This is a genomic window from Rhodococcus sp. HM1 (assembly GCF_023218075.1).
Classification (GTDB): domain Bacteria; phylum Actinomycetota; class Actinomycetes; order Mycobacteriales; family Mycobacteriaceae; genus Rhodococcus.
Genome location: NZ_JALPTB010000001.1, coordinates 214708 through 235843, shown reverse-complemented (window position 1 = coordinate 235843; position 21136 = coordinate 214708). Strand labels below are relative to the sequence as shown.

Below are 21136 nucleotides of genomic sequence, written 5' to 3'. Positions count from 1 at the left end.
CGTCACCGCCGTGTTCGCGGGCCTGCTCACGAAGGTCGGTGTGTACGCCATCATCCGCGCCCACACGCTGCTGTTCCCCGGCGGTGAACTCGACAACGTGCTGCTGATCGCGGGTCTGCTGACGATGCTCATCGGCATCCTCGGTGCCATCGCACAGAACGACATCAAGCGTCTACTGTCGTTCACGCTCGTCAGTCACATCGGATACATGATCTTCGGCGTGGGGCTGTCGACGGAGATGGGCATGACCGGCGCGGTGTACTACGTGGCGCACCACATCCTCGTGCAGACCACCCTGTTCCTCGTGGTCGGTCTGATCGAGCGGCAGGCCGGTTCGGCGTCGCTGCGACGGCTCGGTGGCCTCGCCCTGGCCAGCCCCCTGCTGGCCGTCCTGTTCCTGATACCGGGCCTGAATCTCGGCGGCATCCCCCCGTTCTCCGGGTTCATCGGCAAGATCGCGTTGCTGCAGGCCGGCGCCGAGGACGGGTCGGCGCTGGCGTGGCTGCTGGTGGCGGGCGGCACCGTCACCAGCCTGCTGACGCTGTACGTCATCGCCCGCGTCTGGTCGAAGGCGTTCTGGCGGGCCCGCGCCGACGCCCCCGAAGGGGACCTCGCCGATGTCGCGCCGTCGGCGCTGATCGATGAATCCTCCGAGGACATCGCGTTCGACGAACGCGCCGACGTCGGAAAGATGCCGCTCGCGATGCTCGTCCCGACCGCCGGCCTGGTCGCGGTCGGGTTGGCGCTGACGGTGTTCGCCGGACCACTGCTCGACATCAGCGAACGGGCCGCCGCAAACCTGATGGACCGCTCCGTGTACATCGAGGCCGTACTGGGAGGCCCGCGATGACGATGAAACGATCGAACGTCCTGCGCCTGTTCGTGCTGGGCTGGATGACGCTCGTCTGGGTGCTGCTGTGGGGCAACTTCAGCGTGGCGAACGTGGTCGGCGGCGCCGTGATCGCGGTCGTCGTCTCGGTGGTGCTGCCGCTGCCGCGAGTGCCCGTCGAAGGTCGCGTGCACCTGGGATCGGCCGCCTACCTGGCGGTGGTGATCTTCGTCGAATCGATCCGGTCGACGATCGCGGTCGCGTGGCTCGCGATCCGGCCGTCCCCTCCCCCGGTGACGGGGGTGCTGCGCTGCCGGCTGACCATCAAGTCCGACATGGTGCTCACGCTGTGGACGGACATCATGAACAACATTCCCGGCACCATGGTCCTCGAGATCGATCAGGCCCGCCGGATCATGTACGTGCACGTTCTGGACGTGAGCACCGACAAGGCGGTCGCCGACTTCTACCGCTCGGCGCGGCGCATCGAGCGGCTGCTCATCCACACGTTCGAGCGGGACGTCGACTGGCAGCCCAGCGCGTGGAAGAGTTCCTGGGAGGGAACGTCATGACGACGATACTGACCGTAAGCGGGGTTCTGCTGCTGATCTCCGCACTGCTGACCACCCTTCGGGTGCTGGCCGGCCCGACGTCCCTGGACCGCCTGGTGGCGGTGGACGCGATCCTCGCCATCGCGATGTGCGGACTGGCCCTGTGGGCCGTGTACACCCGGGACACGACGATCGCACCGGCGATCGTGGCGCTCGCGCTGGTCGGGTTCCTCGGTTCGGTCTCGGTCGCCCGCTTCCGGGTGCGTGACGACCGATGAACACAGCTCTCGAGCTCGTCGCCCACATCCTGATCCTCATCGGTTCGGTCATCTCACTGACCGCCGCGATCGGCATCCTCCGCTTCCGCGACACCCTCTCCCGCATGCACCCGGCGACGAAACCGCAGGTGATCGGGTTGTTGTTCGTGCTGGGCGGCGCGATGCTGATCCTGCGCGGCAACATCGACATCTGGATGCTGGCACTGGCCGGCATGTTCATGGTGCTCACCGCGCCGGTCATCGCACATCGCGTCGGCCGGGTCGCCTATCGCGAGCAGCTGGGCCGCGACGGACTGATCGATTCCGACGACGGGGTCTGGCCGAACGAGTCCTGAGCGCGGAACGTCGCACGGAAGGCGACGATCATCGCGACGAGTGAGGCGAGCAGCAACGGCCCGGCGATCAGTGCGTGCGCGGCCATGACGTCGGGCAGGTACCGGTAGGCGGCGAGTTGCGCGACGATGAGCAACGTGCCGCCGGCGACGAGCCGGATCCGGAACGATCCCCACCCGCGGTCCGGGTCGCGGAGCGCCGATTCGAGGGTCAGGCACAGCACCGCGCCGGTGACCAGGTCGACGCCGTAGTGGTAGCCGAAGCCGAGGGTCGCGGCGAGGGTGCACGCCAGCCAGGCCGCGCCCATCCATCGCAACCATCTCGGGCCGCTGCGCGAATGCAGGAACAGGGCCGTCGCCCACGCGGTGTGCAGGCTGGGCATGCAGTTGCGGGGCGTTTCGTCGTCGAACGGGATCGGCGCGGGCAGCATGTTCAGCGGGGCCCACGTCGGCCAGGCGTCGGCGACCTGCCAGCCGCTGCCGCTGTCGCCGAACGCGAAAACCGGTCCGACTACGGGGAACAGCACATAACACAGCGGCCCGATCAGACCGATCAGCAGGAACGTGCGCACGAGGTGGTGCGCCGGCCACGGGCGGCCGCCCCCGACGTTCCGCAATTGGTAGACGGCGACGACGATCGCGGCGACGGGCAGTTCGATGTACACCCAGTGCAGCACCGCGTAGGCGCCGCCACCGAGCTCGTTCAGGATCTGCCCGGCAAGCCACGACGGGTTGCCCAGCGCATGATCGGCGAGCTGGACGTATTCGTCGAGCACCTCGGGGCCGGCGAGCACGGTGAGTTCGAGCCACGCGTCCCCGATCTTCACCGACAGCACCAGCAGCATCCCGAGCCCGATCCCGCGCAGCGCACCGCGCCGGGTCTCACCGCTCATCGTGGCCGCCGCGTAGAGCGCCAGCAGGGCGAGCACGATCGTCGGCCCGTTGCCGACGGTGATCGGCCCGTCCGTCAGGACTCGTACGGCGAGGAATGCCCCGTCGATCAGGACCGCGGCACCGATGGCCCGTCGGCGATCGCGCACGGTCAGCCCCACCATCGCCAGGACCAGGCCCGCCCACGGCACCGACGCGGACTTCGGAACTCCGACCACGTCACCGACCAGACCCGGCAGCGGCCCGGGGAATCCGGCCTGCCGCGCCACGACCTCGGCGATCAGGATTCCGGCGACTGCACCGGTGAGCGCGAACGGCACGAACCAGTGGGCGCGGTGACCCGGTTTCCGTTCGCCGGGTGGGGTTTCCGTGATCGACACTCGGAGAATGGTAAAGGTGAGACGAATGTGCTCCGAACCACGGTCTGCGTCACTGACGCAGCTCGTCCACGAGCAGATCGACGACCGCACAGAGATCGCCGCCGGTGGCCTCCGCGACACGGCGTTGCCGCTGGTAGGACGCGCCCTTGACGGGAATGTCGGCGACGCGCGCCAATTCGTCGGCGCAGCCAAGCCGCACCGCGGTCGGGGTCAGTTGTTCGAGCAGATCGTGCAGGTCGTCGGTGACGAGTCTCTCGTGGCAGACCGGGTCGAGGATCACCTCGGCCTCGAGCCCGTACCGTGCGGCCCGCCACTTGTTCTCCTTGACGTGCCACGGCTGGAGCGTCGGCAGTTCCTCGCCGCGTTCGAGGCATTCGTCGAAGTACACGACGAGGGAGTGCACCAGCGCCACCAGGGCGGCCAACTCGGCGCGGTTGGTGATGCCGTCGAACACGCGAACCTCGAGGGTCCCCCACTTCGGTGAGGGCCGGATGTCCCAGTGCATGCCGCCCGGCTTGCTGATGACCCCGGACTTGAGCTGGTCCTCGATGAACGACTCGTACTGGGCCCAGTTCGCGAAGTGGTAGGGCAGCCCCGCGGTGGGCAACTGCTGGAACATCAGCGCCCGGTTGCTCGCGTATCCGGTGTCGAGTCCGGCCCAGATCGGCGACGACGCGGACAACGCCAACAGGTGCGGGTACTTCACGAGCATCGCGTTGAGGATCGGGACGACCTTCTCCGCCGACGAGATACCGACGTGGACGTGCACACCCCAGATGAGCATCTGACGTCCCCACCAGCGGGTGCGGTCGATCATCTCGTCGTAGTCCGGCGTGCGGGTCACCACCTGGTCGGACCACTGGGCGAAGGGATGCGTGCCCGCGCACATCAGGTCGACCCCCAGCGGGTCCGCGGCGGTCCGGAGCAGATCGAGCGACTCGGACAGATCGTCGACGGCCTCGGCGACGGTGTCGTGCACGTCCGTCACCAGCTCGACGGTGTTGCGCAGGAACTCCTTCGTCAGCCGGGGAGTCTGCCCGGCTTCGGACTCGACCGCGTCGAAGACGACCGCAGCGGTGTTCGACAGATCCCGCGTCGACTTGTCGACCAGCGCGATCTCCCATTCCACACCGAGCGTGGGACGCGGCGAACCGGGAAACTCGACAGACACACTCAAATCCAACCACAGCGCCCCCGCGACCGAGAGCCGGTCGCGGGGGCGCTGTGAGGGGTTTTGCTGTGAATCCCGTTACGCGGAGGCCGATCAGCCGATCACGCCGCACGCGAGGCGCGCGCCGCCTGCGGTTTCCTCGTGCACGACGACGGACGTGCCCTCCGGACCCTGGAGATCGTCGATCGTGAAGGCCGTGGTGGTGACGGTGGCCGCGGCGGTGCCGTCCTCGGTGACGACGAACGCGCCGAGGTCGCCGCTCTCCGGAACGGCGGTGTGGCCGGGCGCCTGCAGGTGCCCACCGGCGGAGAGGAAGTTGCCGGGCTCGCCGCCGGTCGGGGCGGTGGAGTTGGGTTCGCACTTGCCGATGGCGTGCACGTGCACACCGCGGTAGCCGGCGGGAAGACCCTCGAGCTCGAGCGTCACCTCGACACCGTCGCCGTGGCCGGCGAACTCGACGGTGCCCGCATCCTCGCCGGTGGGGGTCTTCAGCGTCGCGGTCAGCGTCTCGGTCCCGGCGGCGGCCTCACCACTGGTGGCGGTTCCGTGGGTTTCGCCGTGGGCACCGGCTTCGGGTGCCGGCGAACCGGTCCACACCGGCGGGGTGGTGCCGACGACGTCGGACGGTTCCTGGCTGTTGCTGCAGGCGCTCAGGCCCACCGCGGCGATCGCGACGATCGGGGCGAGCGCACGCCAGGACATGCGACGGGTGGAACTCGAGGCCATCAAACCGCTCCTTCGGAATGCCGGAAAGTCACTCGATCATAACCGGGCCCGAATCGCCCTCATTGCGAGGTCACGATGACGATGACACCGGGCGAGGAGTCCGCGATTCCCTCGAAACGCGGCTGCGCGGTCACGCCGAGCGCTTCGGCGACGGCTTCGGCGGTCTCGCGTTCGCCGGCACCGGTTCCGTAGTACACGGAGGTCGTGGCGATCAGCCCGTCGCTGTAGTTGCCGGTCTCGCTGATGACGAACCCGTCGTCCTCGAGCAGGCTCGCGGTCTGCGCGGCGAGGCCCGCGATCTCACTGTTGTTGAACACCCGCACCGGGGTGGCCGACTGGGGCGCGAGCTCGATCAGCGACGACGCGCCCGTGGAGGCAGGCGTCGCGGTCGTCGCCCGCGCGGCGGTGGTCGTCGGAGCAGCGACGGTCGTGGTGGGGGCAGCAGCCGCCCTGGCCGGAGACACGGTGGTCGACGTCGCAGGGGCCGCGGCCGGTTCGGTCGCCGGCGGCGCCGCGCTCTCCGAGTCGGAACCGCCCAGGGACGCCAGGCCGATGCCTCCGAACAGGATCGCCAGCGAGATCAGCACCATCGCGAGTGCCCGCAGCGGTGGTCCCGAGGGCTCGGTGTTCGTACGCACGCCTTCGACCATAGTTGCCTCGTCGATGTCCGCCCGCCGTCAGCGGGTGATCTCGAAGCCCAGCCGCCGCGCGGCCCGGGCCTTCTGACGGCTCGCCCTCAGGCGGCGCAGCCGCTTGACCAGCATCGGATCCGCGGCGAGCGCTTCCGGCCGGTCCACCAGCGCATTGAGCACCTGGTAGTACCGGGTCGCGGACAGCCCGAACAGTTCCTTGATGGCTTCTTCCTTGGCGCCCGCGTACTTCCACCACTGGCGTTCGAACGCCAGGATGTCGTGCTCCCTGCGGGTCAGTCCGTGTTCCCCCACCTCGTTGGGGTTCGCGGGAGCTGGGACCTCGGCGGCGTCGCTGCTCTGCTGGGCATCGTCCACGGACCGGTTCACATTGTGCGCCGCTGCGCCGTCCATCTCACTCCTCGCCTGCCTCGAATCACACCGATTGCACCTGTGTGTTTCCGACGCCAATTGAACCACGGGCCGGCGACAGGTACCGGCTCGTCGATCAGGCGAGTCCGGCGCACTATTCTGTTCCTCCATGGCCATCCTTCCCATCGTGATCACCGGCGACCCGGTTCTGCACAACCCCACCGAGCCGGTGACCGAGTCGCCCGCCGAACTCGCCCAGCTGATCGCGGACATGTACGAGACGATGGACGCGGCCAACGGAGTCGGCCTCGCCGCGAACCAGGTCGGGGTGGCCAAGCGTCTGTTCGTCTACGACTGCCCGGACCGCGACGAGAACGGCAACGTCGTCCGCCGCCGCGGTGTGGTGGTCAATCCGGTCCTCGAGACCTCCGAGATCCCCGAGACCATGCCCGACCCGGACGAGGACCTCGAGGGCTGTCTGTCCGTTCCCGGCGAGAACTTCCCCACGGGTCGTGCCGAGTGGGCGAAGGTCACCGGCACCGACGCCGAGGGCAACCCGGTCGAGATCGAGGGCCGCGGCTTCTTCGCGCGCATGCTCCAGCACGAGGTCGGACACCTCGACGGCTTCCTGTACATCGACGTCCTGATCGGCCGCAACGCGCGCGCCGCGAAGAAGACGATCAAGCGTGCCGGCTGGGGTGTGCCGGGACTCACGTGGCTGCCGGGATCCGTGGAGGATCCGTTCGGCCACGACGACGAGGACTGACGCAGCGGCATGCCTTCCGATCCAGGCGAGCCTTCCGGGCCTTCGGGGCCGGCGGTGCCGGCGGGCGCGATTCCGCTGGGCACCCGGGTCGTGCTGCGCTACCGCCTGCCCGCCGGCTACAGCCACCCGATGACCGATGTGATCGGCGAGCTCGTGGCCCTGGAACCCGCGGTCGTGGTGCGCACCGAGACGCGGCAGGTCGTGCAGGTCGCGCCGGACGCCGTGGTCGCGCTCAAGGCGCTGGCCGCGCGACCGATCCGGACCCGCGAGATCCGCGCGCTCGAGGTCGCGGCCGTCGCGGCCTGGCCCGGACTCGAAATGGAATGGGTGGACGGCTGGCTGCTACGCGCGGGGGCCGGATTCACCCGCCGGGCCAACTCGGCGATTCCGCTCGGTGATCCCGGTACCGTCGCCGACCCCGCCGACCCGGACGTCCGCGCACGGCTCGCCGACTGGTTCGCCGAGCGGGGGCTTCCGCTCCGTCTGCTGGTTCCCGATCGGCTCGCCCGGGTTCCCGAGGGCTGGTCGGTGAGCGAGGACGTGCAGGTCATGGCGGCAGATCTCGAGAACGTGCCGCTGCCGGAGGGGCCGACGCCGGTCGTCGTGACCGCCCGGACGGACCCGGAGTGGCTGTCGCGGTACCGCGGCGGGGCACTGCCCGACGAGGCTCGGGGCGTGCTCGGCGCGGTCGCGCGCGGTGTGCTCGGCTTCGGCCGCATCGGGGCGCCCGGCACCGAACCGGTCGCGATCGGCCGGGCCGCGGTGACCGACGCCTCCGACGGCCGGCGTTGGGTGGGGCTGACCGCGGTCGAGGTCGCCCCCGAGCACCGCCGGAACGGCCTGGGCACCCTGCTGTGCGGATCGCTGCTGCGCTGGGGCCGCGGACGCGGCGCGACGCACGCCTACGTGCAGGTCGCCGAGGACAACACCGCGGCGCGGGCGATGTACCGGGAGCTGGCGTTCGTCGATCACCACCGCTACCGGTACGGGACCGAGCCTGTCGGACCGCTCGCCTAGAGTGTCGGTGTGCGTCTTGCTACCTGGAATGTGAACTCCGTCCGTGCCCGGACCGACCGGATCGTCGACTGGTTGCAGCGAACCGGAACCGACGTGCTGGCCATGCAGGAAACCAAGTGCAAGGACGAGCAGTTCCCGTACGCGCGTTTCGAGGAACTCGGTTACCAGGTCGCGCACGTCGGGCTGAGTCAGTGGAACGGTGTCGCGATCGTCTCCCGCGTCGGACTCGACGACGTGCAGATCGGCTTCGACGACCAGCCCGGCTTCACGAAGGACCCCGAGGCCGCGCCCGCGCAGGAGGCACGCGCGATCGGCGCGACCTGCGGCGGTGTGCGGGTGTGGAGCCTGTACGTCCCGAACGGTCGCGAGCTGACCGATCCGCACTACACCTACAAGCTGGACTGGCTCGCGAAGCTGCGCGCCGACTCACAGGGCTGGCTCGCCGCGGACCCGCACACTCCGATCGCGCTCGTCGGCGACTGGAACATCGCGCCGACCGACGAGGACGTCTGGGATCCCGCCTTCTTCGAAGGCAAGACCCACACCTCCCAGCCGGAGCGCGACGCGTTCACCGCGTTCCTCGACAGCGGCTTCACCGACGTGGTGCGCCCGCACGCGCCCGGCCCGGGCATCTACACGTACTGGGACTACACGCAGCTGCGTTTCCCCAAGAAGCAGGGCATGCGGATCGACTTCGTCCTCGGTTCGCCGGCGCTCGCCGCGCGCGTCAGCGGTGCGGAGATCGACCGGAACGAACGCAAGGGCAAGGGCGCCAGCGATCACGCTCCCGTCGTGGTGGATCTGACGGACTGACCTTTCCTCTGCCGGCCACCCAGCCCCTACCGGTCACGCACGACGGCGCACCGGTTCGAGCGGCACGATCACGTCGCGGTATTCGGGGTTGGTTCCGAGGAATCGCTGCACGTACGTGCAGACCGGGCGGACCTTCCAGCCGCGACGGCGGGCGATGTCCAGCGACCGTCCGACGAGGATGCCCGCGAGTCCCTGATGACCGAAGTCCTCGACGATCACGGTGTGCAGGAAGTCGACGACAGGATGGTTCTGCCCCGGAACACCCGACGGGCGGGCGGCGTCGAAGTAGCCGAGGATGCCCACGAGATCGCCGTTGAGCCGGAGTTCGAAGCGGTTCTGATCCGCATTGTCGGACACCTCGGCATGCGGCAAGTTGGTGACCATGAACCCTCCGTCGTACCTGGAACAAATGTGACGCACGCCACTATAGAGCACGACATGCCGTCTGTAGGTAACCCCTCCCGGATTTCTCACCCACCTCGATCCGGAAGGTCCGGTTACATGATGCTCCACATCGAGCGGCCGCCGGGATAGGCCGAACGACCCTCGCAACCAGGACATTCGCCGGAATCCGGCCGCTCTCACCGGTACGCACCCTCGCGGTCCGGCAGTGCTCGAGGACCCCGGTAGGCTCACGCGCGTGAAGTTGCTGCCGTTGGCCCCGCGCGGCCAGACCCCGATCCGGGCCCTCACCATCGCCGGCACCGATTCCGGCGGAGGCGCGGGGATCCAGGCCGACTCCCGCACGATGGCGATGTGCGGCGTCCACGCCTGCGTCGCGGTGGCGGCGGTGACGGTCCAGAACTCGCTGGGCGTCAGCGGCTTCCACGAAATCCCCCCCGAGACCGTGGCCGCGCAGGTGCGCTGCGTCGTCGACGACATCGGTGTGACGGCGGCGAAGACCGGGATGCTGGCGTCGACCGCGATCATCGAGGCGGTCGCGCAGGTGTGCACGGAGGTCGGCATCGGGCACGGACGGCAGATTCCGCTCGTGGTGGATCCGGTGTGCGCGTCGATGCACGGCGACCCGCTGTTGCACGCCGAGGCCCTCGACGCGGTGCGCACCGTGCTCGTCCCCCAGGCCACCGTCGTGACACCGAATCTGGACGAGATCCGGCTCATCACGGGCATCGAGGTCGTCGACGATCCCACCGCGCGACGAGCCGCCGAAGCCCTGCACGTGCTCGGCGCCCAGTGGGCAATCGTCAAGGGCGGACACCTGCGGACCTCGCCGGACAGCACCGATCTGCTGTTCGACGGCGACCGCTTCCTCGAGTTCACCAGCCCGCGCATCGACACGGGCAACGATCACGGCGGCGGCGACACCCTCGCCGCGGCGATCGCGTCGGCACTCGCGCACGGCTGGTCGGTGCCGGATGCGGTCGCGTTCGCGAAGGAGTGGGTGACCAAGTGCCTCGAGTGGTCGTACGACCTCGGCGGCGGGCACGGACCGGTCAATCCGCTGTGGCGACTACAGGCCTGATCGGTCAGTTGCCGGATCGCTCCTGATCCCGCGCGTCCCCGGTCGGCACGCCGTCGAGCGACTGCGCGTAGATACCGACGCCGTAGCCGACCGACGCCGCCGTGACCGCGTACGCGTCGCGGTCGATGTTGGCGAGGGTGTCCTCCGGCGAGTGGTAGTTCGGGTCGAACGGCGTGTCGGCCTCACCACCCCACTTGCCCGCCTGGTCCGGCGACTTGCGTTCGTCGGCGCCGCTGAACACACCACCGGCCGGGATCCCGGCTTCGACGAACGGGCCGTAGTCCGACCGGCCGTCGAAGTCGGTGCCGTCGGCGGCGACGCCGCGGGACTCGAAGAACGACCGGAAGGTCTGCTCGATACCGGCCGAGCCCTCCGGACCCGGACCCGACCCCACGGCATCCGAGTCGTCGCCGTCGTAGACGAGATATCCGGGATTCGGGGAGCCCAGCATGTCGAAGTTGAGATACAGCGCGATCGCGTTGCGCTCGTCGTCGGACAGGGATTCGACGTACCGCGTCGAGCCCACGAGGCCGATCTCCTCGGCGCCCCAGAACGCGAACCGCACCGCGTTGGCGACGTTCGGGTCGGGGCCGAGTTGCAGCGCGGTCTCGAGCACCGCGGCGACACCGCTGCCGTTGTCGTTGATGCCGGGGCCTTCCGGGACGCTGTCGAGGTGCGCGCCGACGACGACCACGTTGTCGGTGTCGCCGGTTGCGTTCTGCGCGATCACGTTTCGCGAGCGGATGTCCTCGACGACGGTGTCGACGATCAGCGTCGCGCTCGTACCCGTAGCCAGCGCGGCACCGTCGTCGCCGCTGACACCGGCCGCGGGTATGAACCGGTCGCCGTCCTCCCCGAGGGTGCCGCCGGCGAGCGGTCCGGGTTCGTTGTTGACGACGAGGAGCGCCGCGGCCCCGCGCTCGGCGGCGGCCTTCTGCTTGTCCGAGAACGGGCACACACCCCGGTCGACGACGGCGATCGCCCCGGCTACGTCGAGGTTGTCGTAGTCGGTGGCCTCACAGCCCGGGGTGTCGTCGGCGGGAACCCGCACGAGGCGGGCGGTGATCCCGTCCGGACCGGTCGACGGCGACATCGCGAGAACCCGCAGTTCGACGGGTGCGCCGTCCACGGTCAGCGACGCATTCTCGACGTCGAACGAGGTGACGTCGAATTCCGGTGTCTGCACATCGAACCCGGCGTCGCGGAGCTTTCCGGCCACATAGTCGACGCTGGCGTCGTAGCCGGGGGTCCCCAGGGCCCGGTTGCCGTCGTTCTCGGTGGCGATGCGTTCGAGTTCCTGCAGGTGCCCGAGGACCGCGTCGAGCTCGACCGCCTCGGCGAGTGCCGGTCCGTCGAGCGGCGGCGCGGGCGGCGCGGGCGGAGCGGATGCGTTCGAGCAGGCGCCGGCCCCCAGCGCCGCGGCGACGATCACGATCCCGGTCAGATTCCTCGCGTTCGCCACGGTCCACCCCATCCGGCGAGGATACCCACACGACCTTCTCCGACCCGGTGGACGACACCGTACCGATAACAGAGCACTTGCTCTGTTATGGTGTGCGCATGGCCCGCACCCGCACCTACGACCTCGACGGCCTGCTCGACGCCGCCGAGCGCATCGCGGCCGAATCCGGTGCCGCGGCCGTCACACTCAGGGCCCTGACCGACGCCACCGGCATGTCGAACGGCGCGATCTATCACGCCTTCGGGTCACGTCTCGGCGTCGTCGGGCAGGCCTGGCTGCGCGCCGGGCGCCGCTTCCTCGACGTCCAGCGCGAGGCCGTCGACGCCGCCCTGGCCGACCGCGACGCCGACGCCCCGGCGGTCGAGGCCGTCGTCGCCGCCGCCGACGCACCCGCCGTCTTCGCCGAACGCCACCCGACGTCGGCGCGGCTGGTGCTGACCGTGCGCCGCACCGACCTGCTCGGAGCCTCACTGCCCGAGGACCTGGCCCGCGACCTGTTCCGCCTCGACCACGAACTCGGCGAACTGATGGCGGAACTGGCCACGGCCCTGTGGAATCGGCACGACGGCGCCGCCGTCGACGTCGTGCACTCCTGCATCGTCGCCCTGCCCACCGGACTTTTGTTGCACACCAACAGATATCGCGATCCGGTTGCTCGTCGCCGACTCGCCGCCGCGGTCCGCGCGGTGCTGGCACTCGGCCCCGAAACCCACACCCCGAAAGGCAGACCATGACCGTCACCACGACCCGTCACGACACCGTCACCGTCCTGAACCTCGGCGACGACGAGAACCGCTTCTCCCCCGACTGGCTCGACCGCGTCGATGCGGCACTCGACGAGATCGAGGCCGGAGAGCCCACCGCGCTGGTGACCGTCGCGAACGGAAAGTTCTACTCCAACGGCCTGGACCTGGAATGGCTCTCGGCGAACGGCGAGAAGGCCCAGTGGTACGTCGACCGGGTGCACGGACTGTTCGCGCGTGTCCTCACCCTGCCGGTGCCGACGATCGCGGCGATCAACGGGCACGCGTTCGGTGCCGGCGCGATGCTCGCGCTGGCCCACGACTTCCGGGTGATGCGCACCGACCGCGGCTTCTTCTGCCTGCCCGAGGTCGACATCCGGATCCCGTTCACGCCCGGGATGGCCGCGCTGGTCCAGGCCAAGACCACCCCGCGCACCGCGACCGCAGCGATGACCACCGGACGACGATTCGGCGGACCCGACGCGCTCGCCGCCGGCATCGTCGACGCCACCGCCGAGGAATCCGCCCTGGTTACCTCGGCCGTGGGCACGGTCGCGCCGCTGGTCGGAAAGGACCCCGGCACGCTCGGAGCCATCAAGTCGACGATGTACGCGTCGACGATCGCGGCCCTCACGACCCCGCAGTCGTAGCCGTCGGAACGGATCCGCTCGGACCCCGGGCCACCGGGGTCCGAGCGAACCGCATCAGGCGTCGCGCCGGTTCACCACCGCCACGGCGGCGCCGAACACCACCAGCACGAACACCGCGAAGTACAGGAGCGCACCCCACGGGCCCCAATGGAAACCGATGCCCTGGTCGGTGCCCAGGAAGTAGTTGATGTTCGCGAACGGCAGGAACGGCTGCACGTTCCGGCCGAACGACCCGAACAGCCCGAACAGCGATTCGATGAGCATCGGCCACAGCAGCAGGATCGCGATGGTGCCGGCGGACTGACGCAGCAGGGCGCCCACCCCCACCGCCAGGATGGACGCGAGCAGCGCGAACAGCGCGGTGCCGTAGATCGTCCGCCACTTCGCCCCCTCGAGCACGAGGTCCCGTCCGGCCTCCGACCCGGCGAGCGCCTTCGTCAGATAGACCGCGGCCAACGCCAGCACCCCGGTCAGGACCGCGCCGAGCACACCGATCAGCAGTGCCTTGACGGCGAGGACGACCGTGCGGTTCGGCAGAGCCTGGAACGTGGAGCGGATCACGCCGAACCGGTATTCGCTGGTCACCGACAGCGCCGCCAGGATCATCAACACCAGCACACCGAAACCGGTCACACCGCTGACGGCGACGTCGACGGTGGGATAGAAGCGGACCGTTTCGTCGTCCGAGGACATCGACGCCTTCGCCGCCGCACCGAGGATCGCGGCCAGGCCCAGACCGAGCGCGACGATCACCACGGTGCACCAGAACGGCGACTGCACCGACGTCAGCTTGATACGTTCGGCTCGCAACGTGTCGATCGCCACGCTCATCACAGGCCACCCTTCATCACGGAATCGGCGCCGGTGCCGTGGAACTGCACGTCGCCACCGGTCATCTTCATGAACGCCTCTTCCAGCGAGGCCTGCTGTCCGGCGAGTTCGTGCAGCACCACCGACCGGGCGGCGGCGAGCTCTCCGACCTCCGCCGCGGTCGCGCCGGTGACCACGAGCGCACCGTCGTCGTCGTGGACGGCGTGCCCGCGCTCGACGAGCGCGGCCCGCAGGACGTCGAGTTGGGGGCTGCGCACCCGCACCACCGCTTCGGAGGCCTGCGCGACGAATGCGTCGACGGAGGTGTCGGCGATGAGCCGGCCCCGCCCGATCACCAGCAGGTGGTCGGCGGTCTGCGCCATCTCCGACAGCAGGTGACTCGACACCAGAACGGTCCGGCCCTCGGCTGCGAGTGCCTGCATGAACCGCCTGATCCACACGATCCCCTCGGGATCGAGCCCGTTGACCGGCTCGTCGAACAACAGCACCTGCGGATCGCCGAGCAGGGCCCCGGCCAGACCGAGACGCTGTGACATGCCGAGCGAGAACCCACCCGCGCGTTTGTTCGCGACCTCGGTCAGGCCCACCTGACGCAGCACTTCCTCGACCCGCGACGCGGGCAGCCCGTTCGACGCGGCCATCCACCGCAGGTGCGCGCGGGCCGACCGGTTCGGATGCACCCACTTCGCGTCGAGCAGCGCCCCGACGGTGCGCAGCGGCCGCTGCAACTCCCGGTAGGGTCGCCCGCCGATCAGGGCGGTGCCGGCAGTGGGCCGGTCGAGACCGAGGATCAGCCGCATCGTCGTGGTCTTACCGGCACCGTTCGGACCGAGGAAGCCGGTGACGATGCCGGGCCGGACCGTGAACGTCACGTCGTCGACTGCCGTCGTCGATCCGAAGGTCTTGGTCAGTCCCGTCACTTCGATCATGACCCCTACCCTGCCCGATCCATCCGGAATGTGCAGGGACACGCCCGACGAGCAGCCGCCGGATCCGACACCGGCCCTAGGGTTCGAGCGGCGAGGACGCCTGCGCCCAGAACCTCTTCGGGATCCGTCCGGCGTGCCGGGCCCGGAAACCTGCTTCGACGGCGTGCCGCATCGCCGACGCCATGAGCGCCGGGTCCTTGGCCCGGGTCACCGCGGTCGCGAGCAGCACCGCGTCGCAGCCCAGTTCCATCGCGAGGGCGGCGTCGGACGCGGTGCCGATGCCCGCGTCGAGCACCACCGGGACACCGGCGGCTTCGACGATCATCTCGATGTGGTGCGGGTTGGCGATGCCCAGTCCGGTGCCGATCGGCGAGCCGAGCGGCATCACCGCCGCGCATCCGACGTCCTCGAGGCGCTTCGCGAGGACCGGATCGTCCGTCGTGTACGGCAGGACCACGAACCCGTCGTCGACGAGTTGCTCTGCCGCCGAGACCAATTCGATGGCGTCGGGCAGCAGGGTGCGTTCGTCGGCGATGACCTCGAGCTTGACCCAATCGGTTTCGAGGGCCTCGCGGCCCAGTTGCGCGGTGAGCACCGCTTCCTTCGCGCCGCGGCAGCCCGCGGTGTTCGGGAGCGGGGTGATGTCGAGGCGGCGCAGCAGGTCGAGCACCCCGGTGCCGGAGGCGGCGTCGACGCGTCGCATGGCGACGGTGGTCAGTTCGGTACCCGAGGCGACGAGCGCTTCCTCGAGCACCGCGAGATTCGCGGCGCCGCCGGTGCCGGTGATCAACCGCGACGCGAAGGTGCGTCCGGCGATGGTCAGCTGCGGCAGGTCGTGTGCCGGGTCACGGAGCTCAGCCACCCTGGACCGCCGTGAGAATCTCGATCTGCCAGCCCTTTCCGACCGGTTCGGACCACCGCCCGCGCGGGAACACCGCGCCGTCGACGGCGATCGCGATGCCCTTCTCCGGCAGCCCCAGCTGCACCAGCAGTTCGGCGACCGTCGGCGCCTCGGCGAAGTAGTGGTCCTCACCGTTGACGGTGATCCCCACCGAGATCGGGTTCGTCATCACAGCCCTTCCTTCGAAAATCTTTGCGGGTCGGCGTTTTTCGCTTCGGCGAGCGGATCGTCGGCGAGTTCGGCGAGCACGGCGTCCGCGGTGATCGGGGTGAACAGGACCCCGTTGCGTCCGTGCCCGGTCGCGGCGACGACCCGTTCGGACAGCCGCCCGATCAACGGCAGGTTGTCCGGGCTCATCGGCCGCAGTCCCGCCGTCGCCTCGTACAGCTCGTACTCGCCGATCGCCGGCAGCAGCGCTTCCGCATCGGCGATGAGGTCCCGCACCCCGGCGACCGTCACCTGCGTGTCGTCGGCCTCGTACTGGGTGGCGCCGACGACGAGACCGTCGCCGCGCGGCACCAGATAGGCCGGCCGGCCGTGCACACTGCCGCGGATGGTGCGGCTCGGGGCGGGGGTGACACCGGGCCGGGCCCGCAACCGCAGGATCTCGCCCTTGACGGGCCGCACCGGAAGGCCCGGCCACAACCGGGCCGACGCCGAACCCGCCGCGAGCACCACCCGGTCCGCGGGCAGCGCGTCGAGCGAATCGACCGCGGTCGCGACGAACCGCACCCCGGCCTCGACGCAGGCGCGATGCAGGGCGTCGACGAGGATCCTGTTGTCCACGGCCAGTTCCGTCGGGGCGAGCAACCCGAGGCGGATCCGCGGGCCGAGCGACGGCTCGAGCTCCCGGATCTCGGCACGGGTGAGCACCCGCATCTCGTGGCCCTGCGCCTGCACCCATTCCGCGACGGTGCGCAGGTCGGCGGCGTCGGCGGCATCCAGCGCGACAGTGAGCGACCCGTCCGAGGTGAACAGGTCGCACCCGGTCGCGCGCTGCAACCGGTCCCCGAACTCCGGCCAGCGCGCGAGTGACGCCGCGCCCAGTTCCAGGACGTGTTCCTCGCCGGGCCAGCCCTCCGACAGCGGCGCGAGCATGCCACCGGCGACCCAGGATGCGCCCGCTCCGGGGGTCGGGTCGTGCACTGTCACGTCCCAGCCGGCGCTCGCCGCGCGCCACGCGATCGACAACCCGATGACACCGCCACCGACGACGGCTACCGTTCCCATCCTGCGTCCACCTCACTCCCTGCGCCGGCATGATCCGGGTCAGGTCATAACGGTCGGGGCCGGCAGGCCCCCTCTCAGCCCCGCGTTCCCCGGGACTCCCGTGTTGTCATCTCTCCCTCAGAGGTTACCGTCTGGGCTGTGACTTCCTATCGTGGCAACCATCCTTCACCTCGGGAACGACTCGCGGACGCGCGTCTGTACCTGTGCACCGACGCCCGCCGGGACACCGGCGACCTGGCTCGATTCGCGGAGGAAGCCCTCGCCGGCGGAGTCGACATCATCCAGTTGCGTGACAAGGACTCGGCGGGCGAGAAGAAGTTCGGCCGCCTCGAGGCACGCGACGAACTGGCCGCGCTCGAGATCCTCGCCGACGCGTGCCGGCGCCACGGCGCACTGCTCGCCGTCAACGACCGCGCCGACATCGCACTGGCGGCGGGCGCGGACATCCTGCATCTGGGTCAGGGGGATCTGCCGGTCGCCCACGCCCGCAACATCCTCGGTCCGGACATCGTCATCGGCCGATCCACGGGCAGCCGCGCACAGGCGTCCCTCGCCGAGATCGAGGAGGGTGTCGACTACTTCGCGTCCGGCCCGGTATGGGACACCCCGACCAAGCCGGGCCGCACCGCGGCGGGTCTGGAGGTCATCCGGGAGGTCGCTCAGTCGCATCCGACCCGTCCGTGGTTCGCGATCGGCGGGATCGACATCGAGCGACTGCCCGAGGTGGTCGCCGCCGGCGCCACCCGTGTCGCGGTGGTTCGGGCGATCACGAAGGCCGCCGATCCGCGTGCCGCGGCCGCTGCGCTGAAGGCCGGTCTACCTGCGTAACCGTCTACAGCCAGTCGAGGACGGTCGAGGGCGACAACGCGATCACCGAATCGGGCAGGCGCTCCCGTAGCCCGCGGTCGGCGGTCACGACCACCGTCACCTCCGACGTGAGGGTGGCGGTCGCCCCGGCGAGGCGGGCCAGTTCGTCGTCCCCGCTTCCGGTGGCGGCGTGCACCGGGATGCGGGCGTCCTCGACGATCGCGTCCCGGGCCTGGCCTTCGAGCACGGCCTCGATCTGCGTCACCCAGCCGAACCCGCCGTCGGGCAGTTCGAGGGTCCGGGGCAGCACCGCCGCCAGCTCGTTCAGCAGTGCCCCGGTCGCTCCCGGCCGGTCGCGCCACCAGCCGGTCGGGCGGGAGCCGAGCACGTTCGCGGTGTCGAGCAGGACCCGGACCACGCGGGTGCGCAGCGTCGGCCAGGACGCGGCGAACCCCGCGTGCAGCGCCATCGCCTCGACCTCGACCTCCGGCACCCATCGCAGTTCGGTGCTCTCGCCGTTGGGGACGGTGGCCAGCGGGATCCCGGCGTCGGCGACGACGGTCGTGTAGGTCCAGCCGCCGACGACCCCGGCGGTGACGCGCTCGGTTCGGACCGCAACCACCGACACGTCGATGCCGGTCTCCTCGTGCGCTTCGCGTACCGCGGCGTCGACGGTGCTTTCGTGGCTGTCGCGGGCGCCGCCGGGCAGCGCCCAGGTTCCGCCCTGGTGACTCCACGCGGCGCGGTGTTGCAGCAGCACCGCGGGCCGGCCGTCGGGCAGAGGCGCACGCAACAACAGCCCGGCCGCACCGTGCTTGCCCCACCGGCGATCGCCGTCGGGGCCGACGGCCCATCCGTCACCGTCACCGCGCATCGTGTCCGTCCTCCCTACCGGCCGCCGCGGGCTGTCGAACCCCTGTTCCGACGCACTCGCGCAGCGCATTCCTGTTCGTACTGCTTATATGCTCGCCAAGGACTGTGCAACACCGAAAGGGGCGATTGGTGGACCCTCGCCTACACCCCACGATCGACCCCGGCCCCGACCACGCCGAGCAGCGGGCCCCCGAGACACGGACCGCCCGGGTTTTCGAGCAGGGACGGTCGAGCGGCCCGCAGGTGCCCGACGATCTGGGTGCCGTGCTGCGCTCGACACCCGCCAAGCTCATCGTGCTCGGGACGCTCGTGTCGATCCTGGTGGCGATCTCGGGGTTCGTCGCGACCCAGACGGTGAGCAGCCGCAAGGCCACGCACGATCATCTGCTGTCGACGATCGAGCCGCTGGCGGACGCGTCCCAGGATCTCTACAGCGCGTTGTCCGTCGCCGACGCGGCGGCGGTCACCGGGTTCATCTCCGGCGGCATCGAACCGAAGGCCGTCCGCGAGCGGTACGAGCAGGCCGTGGCGGAGGCGTCGGCGCAGCTGGTCGCGGCGGCCATCGGTGCCGATGACGACCCGGACAGTGCCCGCCTCCTGTCGGGGATCTCCGGGCGGCTGACCGTGTACACGGGCCTGATCGAGACGGCCCGGGCCAACAACCGCTCGGGCAATCCGGTGGGCAGCGCGTACCTCGGCGAAGCGTCGAACCTCATGCAGACCTCGCTGTTGCCGATGGCACAGGAACTGCACATGCTCGGTGTCCGTGCCGTCATGGACACCCAGCACGCCGCGGTCCGGCCACCGTGGTTCTCGATCGGGTTGCTCATCGCCGCAGTGTCCGCGCTCGGCGGCATCCACCTGATCATCTCCCGCATCAGCCGGCGTGCCCTCAATCCCGGGTTGCTCCTGTCGATCGCCGCGACCGGCCTGCTGCTGGTGTGGCTGCTCGTCGCGGGGCTGGTGTCGTCGAGTGCGACGCAACGCGCCATCAGTGACGGCGCCGAGCCGCTCGGGACGGTCGCCGCGGCCCGCATCACCGCCCAGCAGTCCCGCACCGCCGAGACGCTGCTGTTGGCCCGGCGGGACAGCACCGGCGAATACGATGCCGCGTTCCGACAGTCCATGGCCCGGCTCGGCGAGCTACTGCAATCCCACCCGGGTGGAGACGCTGTCACCGACGATGCCGTGGCCCGTGCGATCGCCGCCCGCAACGAATGGATGGAATCGCACGAACGGACGGTGGCCGCTCTGCAGCGCGGTGACTACACCGCAGCGGCGGTCCTGGCGGTCGGTCCGGGTCCGAACGAATCGGCGGCCCAGTTCGCCGTCGTCGACGACGCCCTGGCCGAAGGCATCGAGGCGGCGCGCTCCCAGCTGCGTTCCAACGAGGACCGCGCCTCCCAGCTCTTGTCCGCGCTGGCACCTGCCGCGGTGGTGCTCACCCTGGTGTCGCTGATCGGTGTCACCATCGGATTGTGGCCTCGACTTCGGGAGTACCAGTGAGGAGCCGCGTGGCGCTGATGGTGGCGGCACTGTGCAGTGTCGTCGCCGTCGCCGGGTGCGCGTCGACGCCGGTGTCCCCGCTGCCCCGGGTCGAGGTCCCCTACAGCGAGGTGCCGCTGCCCGAACGCGCCACCTTGGCGCCCTCCCCCACTGCGCAACCGGAAATGCCCGACTGCGGGGATCCGACCGCGAGCCTGCGGCCCGACGGCGCGACGACCGGACCGACACTCGACGCGATCCGTGCCCGCGGCCGGCTGGTGGTCGGTCTCGACACCGGCAGCAATCTGATGAGCTTCCGTGATCCGGCCACCGGCCGCATCGCCGGTTTCGACGTCGACATCGCCCGGGAGATCGCGCGCGATCTGCTGGGGGATCCCGACCTGATCGACTACCGGATCCTCAACTCTGCCGACCGCGAGCAGGCGCTGCAGGACTCCACCGTCGACATCGTCGCCAAGACCATGTCGATCACGTGCGCCCGCCGGGAACGCGTCGACTTCTCGTCGACATACTTCCTGGCCCAGCAGCGGGTCCTGGTGGTCAAGGGATCGGACATCCGCAATGCCGCGGATCTCGCGGGCCGGCGGGTCTGTATCGTGCGCGGAACCACCTCGCTGACCCGCATGCAGCAGGTGCAGCCGTCGGCGTCGATCCTGACCGTGCCGGCGTGGGCGGACTGTCTCGTCGTCCTGCAGCAGGGGCAGGTCGAGGCCGTGAGCACCGACGACACCATCCTCGCGGGTCTCGCATCCCAGGATCCCAATCTCGAGATCGTCGGCGCCTCGATGGGTGTGGAGCCGTACGGTGTCGGCATCACCCTGGGCAACGACGATCTCGTGCGGTTCGTGAACGGCACACTCGAACGAATCCGCCGCGACGGCACCTGGGCGGAGTTGTACGACAGGTGGCTCTCCGTCCTCGGGCCGACACCGGCACCGCCCACCGCGACGTATGTGGATTGAGGGA

Annotated in this window: 26 protein-coding genes and 1 riboswitch; of the genes, 13 read left to right on the top strand and 13 right to left on the bottom strand. The window is 70.0% G+C overall.

The features are described 5' to 3' along the window. The 4 genes from M1M07_RS01115 to mnhG all read left to right on the top strand — a co-directional run. Positions 1 to 850: proton-conducting transporter membrane subunit (locus M1M07_RS01115; RefSeq protein ID WP_282581698.1), on the top strand; the 850-nt coding region annotated here is incomplete at its 5' end. Positions 851 to 852: 2 nt separating this feature from the next. Continuing rightward, complete coding sequence (locus tag M1M07_RS01110; protein WP_248673026.1) at positions 853 to 1401, top strand: Na+/H+ antiporter subunit E; 549 nt, start codon at positions 853 to 855, stop codon at positions 1399 to 1401. Continuing rightward, on the top strand, positions 1398 to 1658 hold the full coding sequence (locus M1M07_RS01105) for a monovalent cation/H+ antiporter complex subunit F (protein ID WP_197250281.1): 261 nt from the start codon (positions 1398 to 1400) through the stop codon (positions 1656 to 1658). The genes M1M07_RS01110 and M1M07_RS01105 overlap by 4 nt, the downstream gene beginning before the upstream one ends. Then, positions 1655 to 1993, top strand: a complete 339-nt coding sequence (mnhG, locus tag M1M07_RS01100) for a monovalent cation/H(+) antiporter subunit G (RefSeq protein WP_197250282.1) — start codon at positions 1655 to 1657, stop codon at positions 1991 to 1993. The genes M1M07_RS01105 and mnhG overlap by 4 nt, the downstream gene beginning before the upstream one ends. Here the strand turns inward: mnhG and M1M07_RS01095 are convergent. From M1M07_RS01095 to M1M07_RS01075, 5 genes are all read right to left on the bottom strand, one after another. Continuing rightward, a complete protein-coding gene (locus M1M07_RS01095; RefSeq protein ID WP_248673025.1) occupies positions 1924 to 3201 on the bottom strand; it encodes a phosphatase PAP2 family protein in 1278 nt (425 codons plus the stop codon). The genes mnhG and M1M07_RS01095 overlap by 70 nt on opposite strands. Positions 3202 to 3310: 109 nt before the next feature. Beyond that, positions 3311 to 4432: a glutamate--cysteine ligase gene (locus M1M07_RS01090; protein WP_197250283.1), complete on the bottom strand. Its 1122-nt coding sequence runs from the start codon at positions 4430 to 4432 to the stop codon at positions 3311 to 3313. 93 nt (positions 4433 to 4525) lie between these two features. Beyond that, on the bottom strand, positions 4526 to 5158 hold the full coding sequence (locus M1M07_RS01085; protein ID WP_197250284.1) for a superoxide dismutase family protein: 633 nt from the start codon (positions 5156 to 5158) through the stop codon (positions 4526 to 4528). Between the two features lie 59 nt (positions 5159 to 5217). Beyond that, a complete protein-coding gene (locus M1M07_RS01080; RefSeq protein WP_248673007.1) occupies positions 5218 to 5796 on the bottom strand; it encodes a LytR C-terminal domain-containing protein in 579 nt (192 codons plus the stop codon). Positions 5797 to 5835: 39 nt separating this feature from the next. Then, a complete protein-coding gene (locus tag M1M07_RS01075; RefSeq protein WP_197250286.1) occupies positions 5836 to 6201 on the bottom strand; it encodes a DUF3263 domain-containing protein in 366 nt (121 codons plus the stop codon). Positions 6202 to 6328: 127 nt separating this feature from the next. On the opposite strand from M1M07_RS01075, the gene M1M07_RS01070 reads away from it, so the two are divergent. The 3 genes from M1M07_RS01070 to M1M07_RS01060 are packed head-to-tail and all read left to right on the top strand — an operon-like array spanning position 6329 to position 8755. Then, entirely contained in the window at positions 6329 to 6925 is a 597-nt protein-coding gene (locus M1M07_RS01070) for a peptide deformylase (RefSeq protein ID WP_197250287.1), read from the top strand. Positions 6926 to 6934: 9 nt separating this feature from the next. Further along, complete coding sequence (locus M1M07_RS01065; protein ID WP_248673006.1) at positions 6935 to 7942, top strand: GNAT family N-acetyltransferase; 1008 nt, start codon at positions 6935 to 6937, stop codon at positions 7940 to 7942. A 9-nt stretch (positions 7943 to 7951) separates the two neighbouring features. Further along, the gene (locus M1M07_RS01060) at positions 7952 to 8755 is read left to right on the top strand and encodes an exodeoxyribonuclease III (protein WP_248673005.1); all 804 of its coding nucleotides are present in this window, start codon (positions 7952 to 7954) and stop codon (positions 8753 to 8755) included. 33 nt (positions 8756 to 8788) lie between these two features. On the opposite strand, the gene M1M07_RS01055 is transcribed toward M1M07_RS01060, so the two are convergent. Continuing rightward, positions 8789 to 9139, bottom strand: coding sequence for a GNAT family N-acetyltransferase (locus M1M07_RS01055; protein ID WP_197250290.1), 351 nt, complete (start codon positions 9137 to 9139; stop codon positions 8789 to 8791). A 256-nt stretch (positions 9140 to 9395) separates the two neighbouring features. Between M1M07_RS01055 and thiD the strand changes: the two genes are divergently transcribed. After that, positions 9396 to 10238, top strand: a complete 843-nt coding sequence (gene thiD / locus M1M07_RS01050) for a bifunctional hydroxymethylpyrimidine kinase/phosphomethylpyrimidine kinase (RefSeq protein ID WP_248673004.1) — start codon at positions 9396 to 9398, stop codon at positions 10236 to 10238. Positions 10239 to 10242: 4 nt separating this feature from the next. On the opposite strand, the gene M1M07_RS01045 is transcribed toward thiD, so the two are convergent. Further along, positions 10243 to 11712, bottom strand: a complete 1470-nt coding sequence (locus M1M07_RS01045; RefSeq protein WP_248673003.1) for a M28 family metallopeptidase — start codon at positions 11710 to 11712, stop codon at positions 10243 to 10245. Between the two features lie 86 nt (positions 11713 to 11798). Between M1M07_RS01045 and M1M07_RS01040 the strand changes: the two genes are divergently transcribed. Then, a complete protein-coding gene (locus M1M07_RS01040; RefSeq protein ID WP_248673002.1) occupies positions 11799 to 12434 on the top strand; it encodes a helix-turn-helix domain-containing protein in 636 nt (211 codons plus the stop codon). Further along, on the top strand, positions 12431 to 13093 hold the full coding sequence (locus M1M07_RS01035) for an enoyl-CoA hydratase-related protein (RefSeq protein ID WP_197250294.1): 663 nt from the start codon (positions 12431 to 12433) through the stop codon (positions 13091 to 13093). The genes M1M07_RS01040 and M1M07_RS01035 overlap by 4 nt, the downstream gene beginning before the upstream one ends. A gap of 54 nt (positions 13094 to 13147) precedes the next feature. On the opposite strand, the gene M1M07_RS01030 is transcribed toward M1M07_RS01035, so the two are convergent. The 5 genes from M1M07_RS01030 to thiO form a co-directional block, all read right to left on the bottom strand. Next, positions 13148 to 13924, bottom strand: a complete 777-nt coding sequence (locus M1M07_RS01030) for an ABC transporter permease (protein WP_248673001.1) — start codon at positions 13922 to 13924, stop codon at positions 13148 to 13150. Further along, on the bottom strand, positions 13924 to 14853 hold the full coding sequence (locus M1M07_RS01025; protein WP_248673000.1) for an ABC transporter ATP-binding protein: 930 nt from the start codon (positions 14851 to 14853) through the stop codon (positions 13924 to 13926). The genes M1M07_RS01030 and M1M07_RS01025 overlap by 1 nt, the downstream gene beginning before the upstream one ends. A 76-nt stretch (positions 14854 to 14929) precedes the next feature. Then, positions 14930 to 15715, bottom strand: a complete 786-nt coding sequence (locus M1M07_RS01020) for a thiazole synthase (RefSeq protein WP_307845972.1) — start codon at positions 15713 to 15715, stop codon at positions 14930 to 14932. After that, complete coding sequence (gene thiS / locus M1M07_RS01015) at positions 15708 to 15923, bottom strand: sulfur carrier protein ThiS (protein WP_197250297.1); 216 nt, start codon at positions 15921 to 15923, stop codon at positions 15708 to 15710. The genes M1M07_RS01020 and thiS overlap by 8 nt, the downstream gene beginning before the upstream one ends. Further along, the gene (thiO, locus tag M1M07_RS01010) at positions 15923 to 16984 is read right to left on the bottom strand and encodes a glycine oxidase ThiO (protein ID WP_248672999.1); all 1062 of its coding nucleotides are present in this window, start codon (positions 16982 to 16984) and stop codon (positions 15923 to 15925) included. Before thiO ends, thiS begins: the two co-directional genes overlap by 1 nt. Then, positions 16982 to 17096, bottom strand: a riboswitch (TPP riboswitch). (Overlaps the previous gene by 3 nt.) A 26-nt stretch (positions 17097 to 17122) precedes the next feature. On the opposite strand from thiO, the gene thiE reads away from it, so the two are divergent. Further along, the gene (thiE, locus tag M1M07_RS01005; protein ID WP_248672998.1) at positions 17123 to 17812 is read left to right on the top strand and encodes a thiamine phosphate synthase; all 690 of its coding nucleotides are present in this window, start codon (positions 17123 to 17125) and stop codon (positions 17810 to 17812) included. Positions 17813 to 17816: 4 nt separating this feature from the next. Here the strand turns inward: thiE and M1M07_RS01000 are convergent, their stop codons facing one another. Next, a complete protein-coding gene (locus tag M1M07_RS01000) occupies positions 17817 to 18665 on the bottom strand; it encodes an NUDIX hydrolase (RefSeq protein ID WP_248672997.1) in 849 nt (282 codons plus the stop codon). A gap of 128 nt (positions 18666 to 18793) precedes the next feature. On the opposite strand from M1M07_RS01000, the gene M1M07_RS00995 reads away from it, so the two are divergent. Together M1M07_RS00995 and M1M07_RS00990 are read left to right on the top strand one after the other, a co-directional pair. Beyond that, on the top strand, positions 18794 to 20170 hold the full coding sequence (locus M1M07_RS00995; protein ID WP_197250300.1) for a hypothetical protein: 1377 nt from the start codon (positions 18794 to 18796) through the stop codon (positions 20168 to 20170). Positions 20171 to 20187: 17 nt separating this feature from the next. Further along, positions 20188 to 21132, top strand: a complete 945-nt coding sequence (locus M1M07_RS00990) for a glutamate ABC transporter substrate-binding protein (RefSeq protein ID WP_197250352.1) — start codon at positions 20188 to 20190, stop codon at positions 21130 to 21132. Positions 21133 to 21136: the final 4 nt, after the last annotated feature.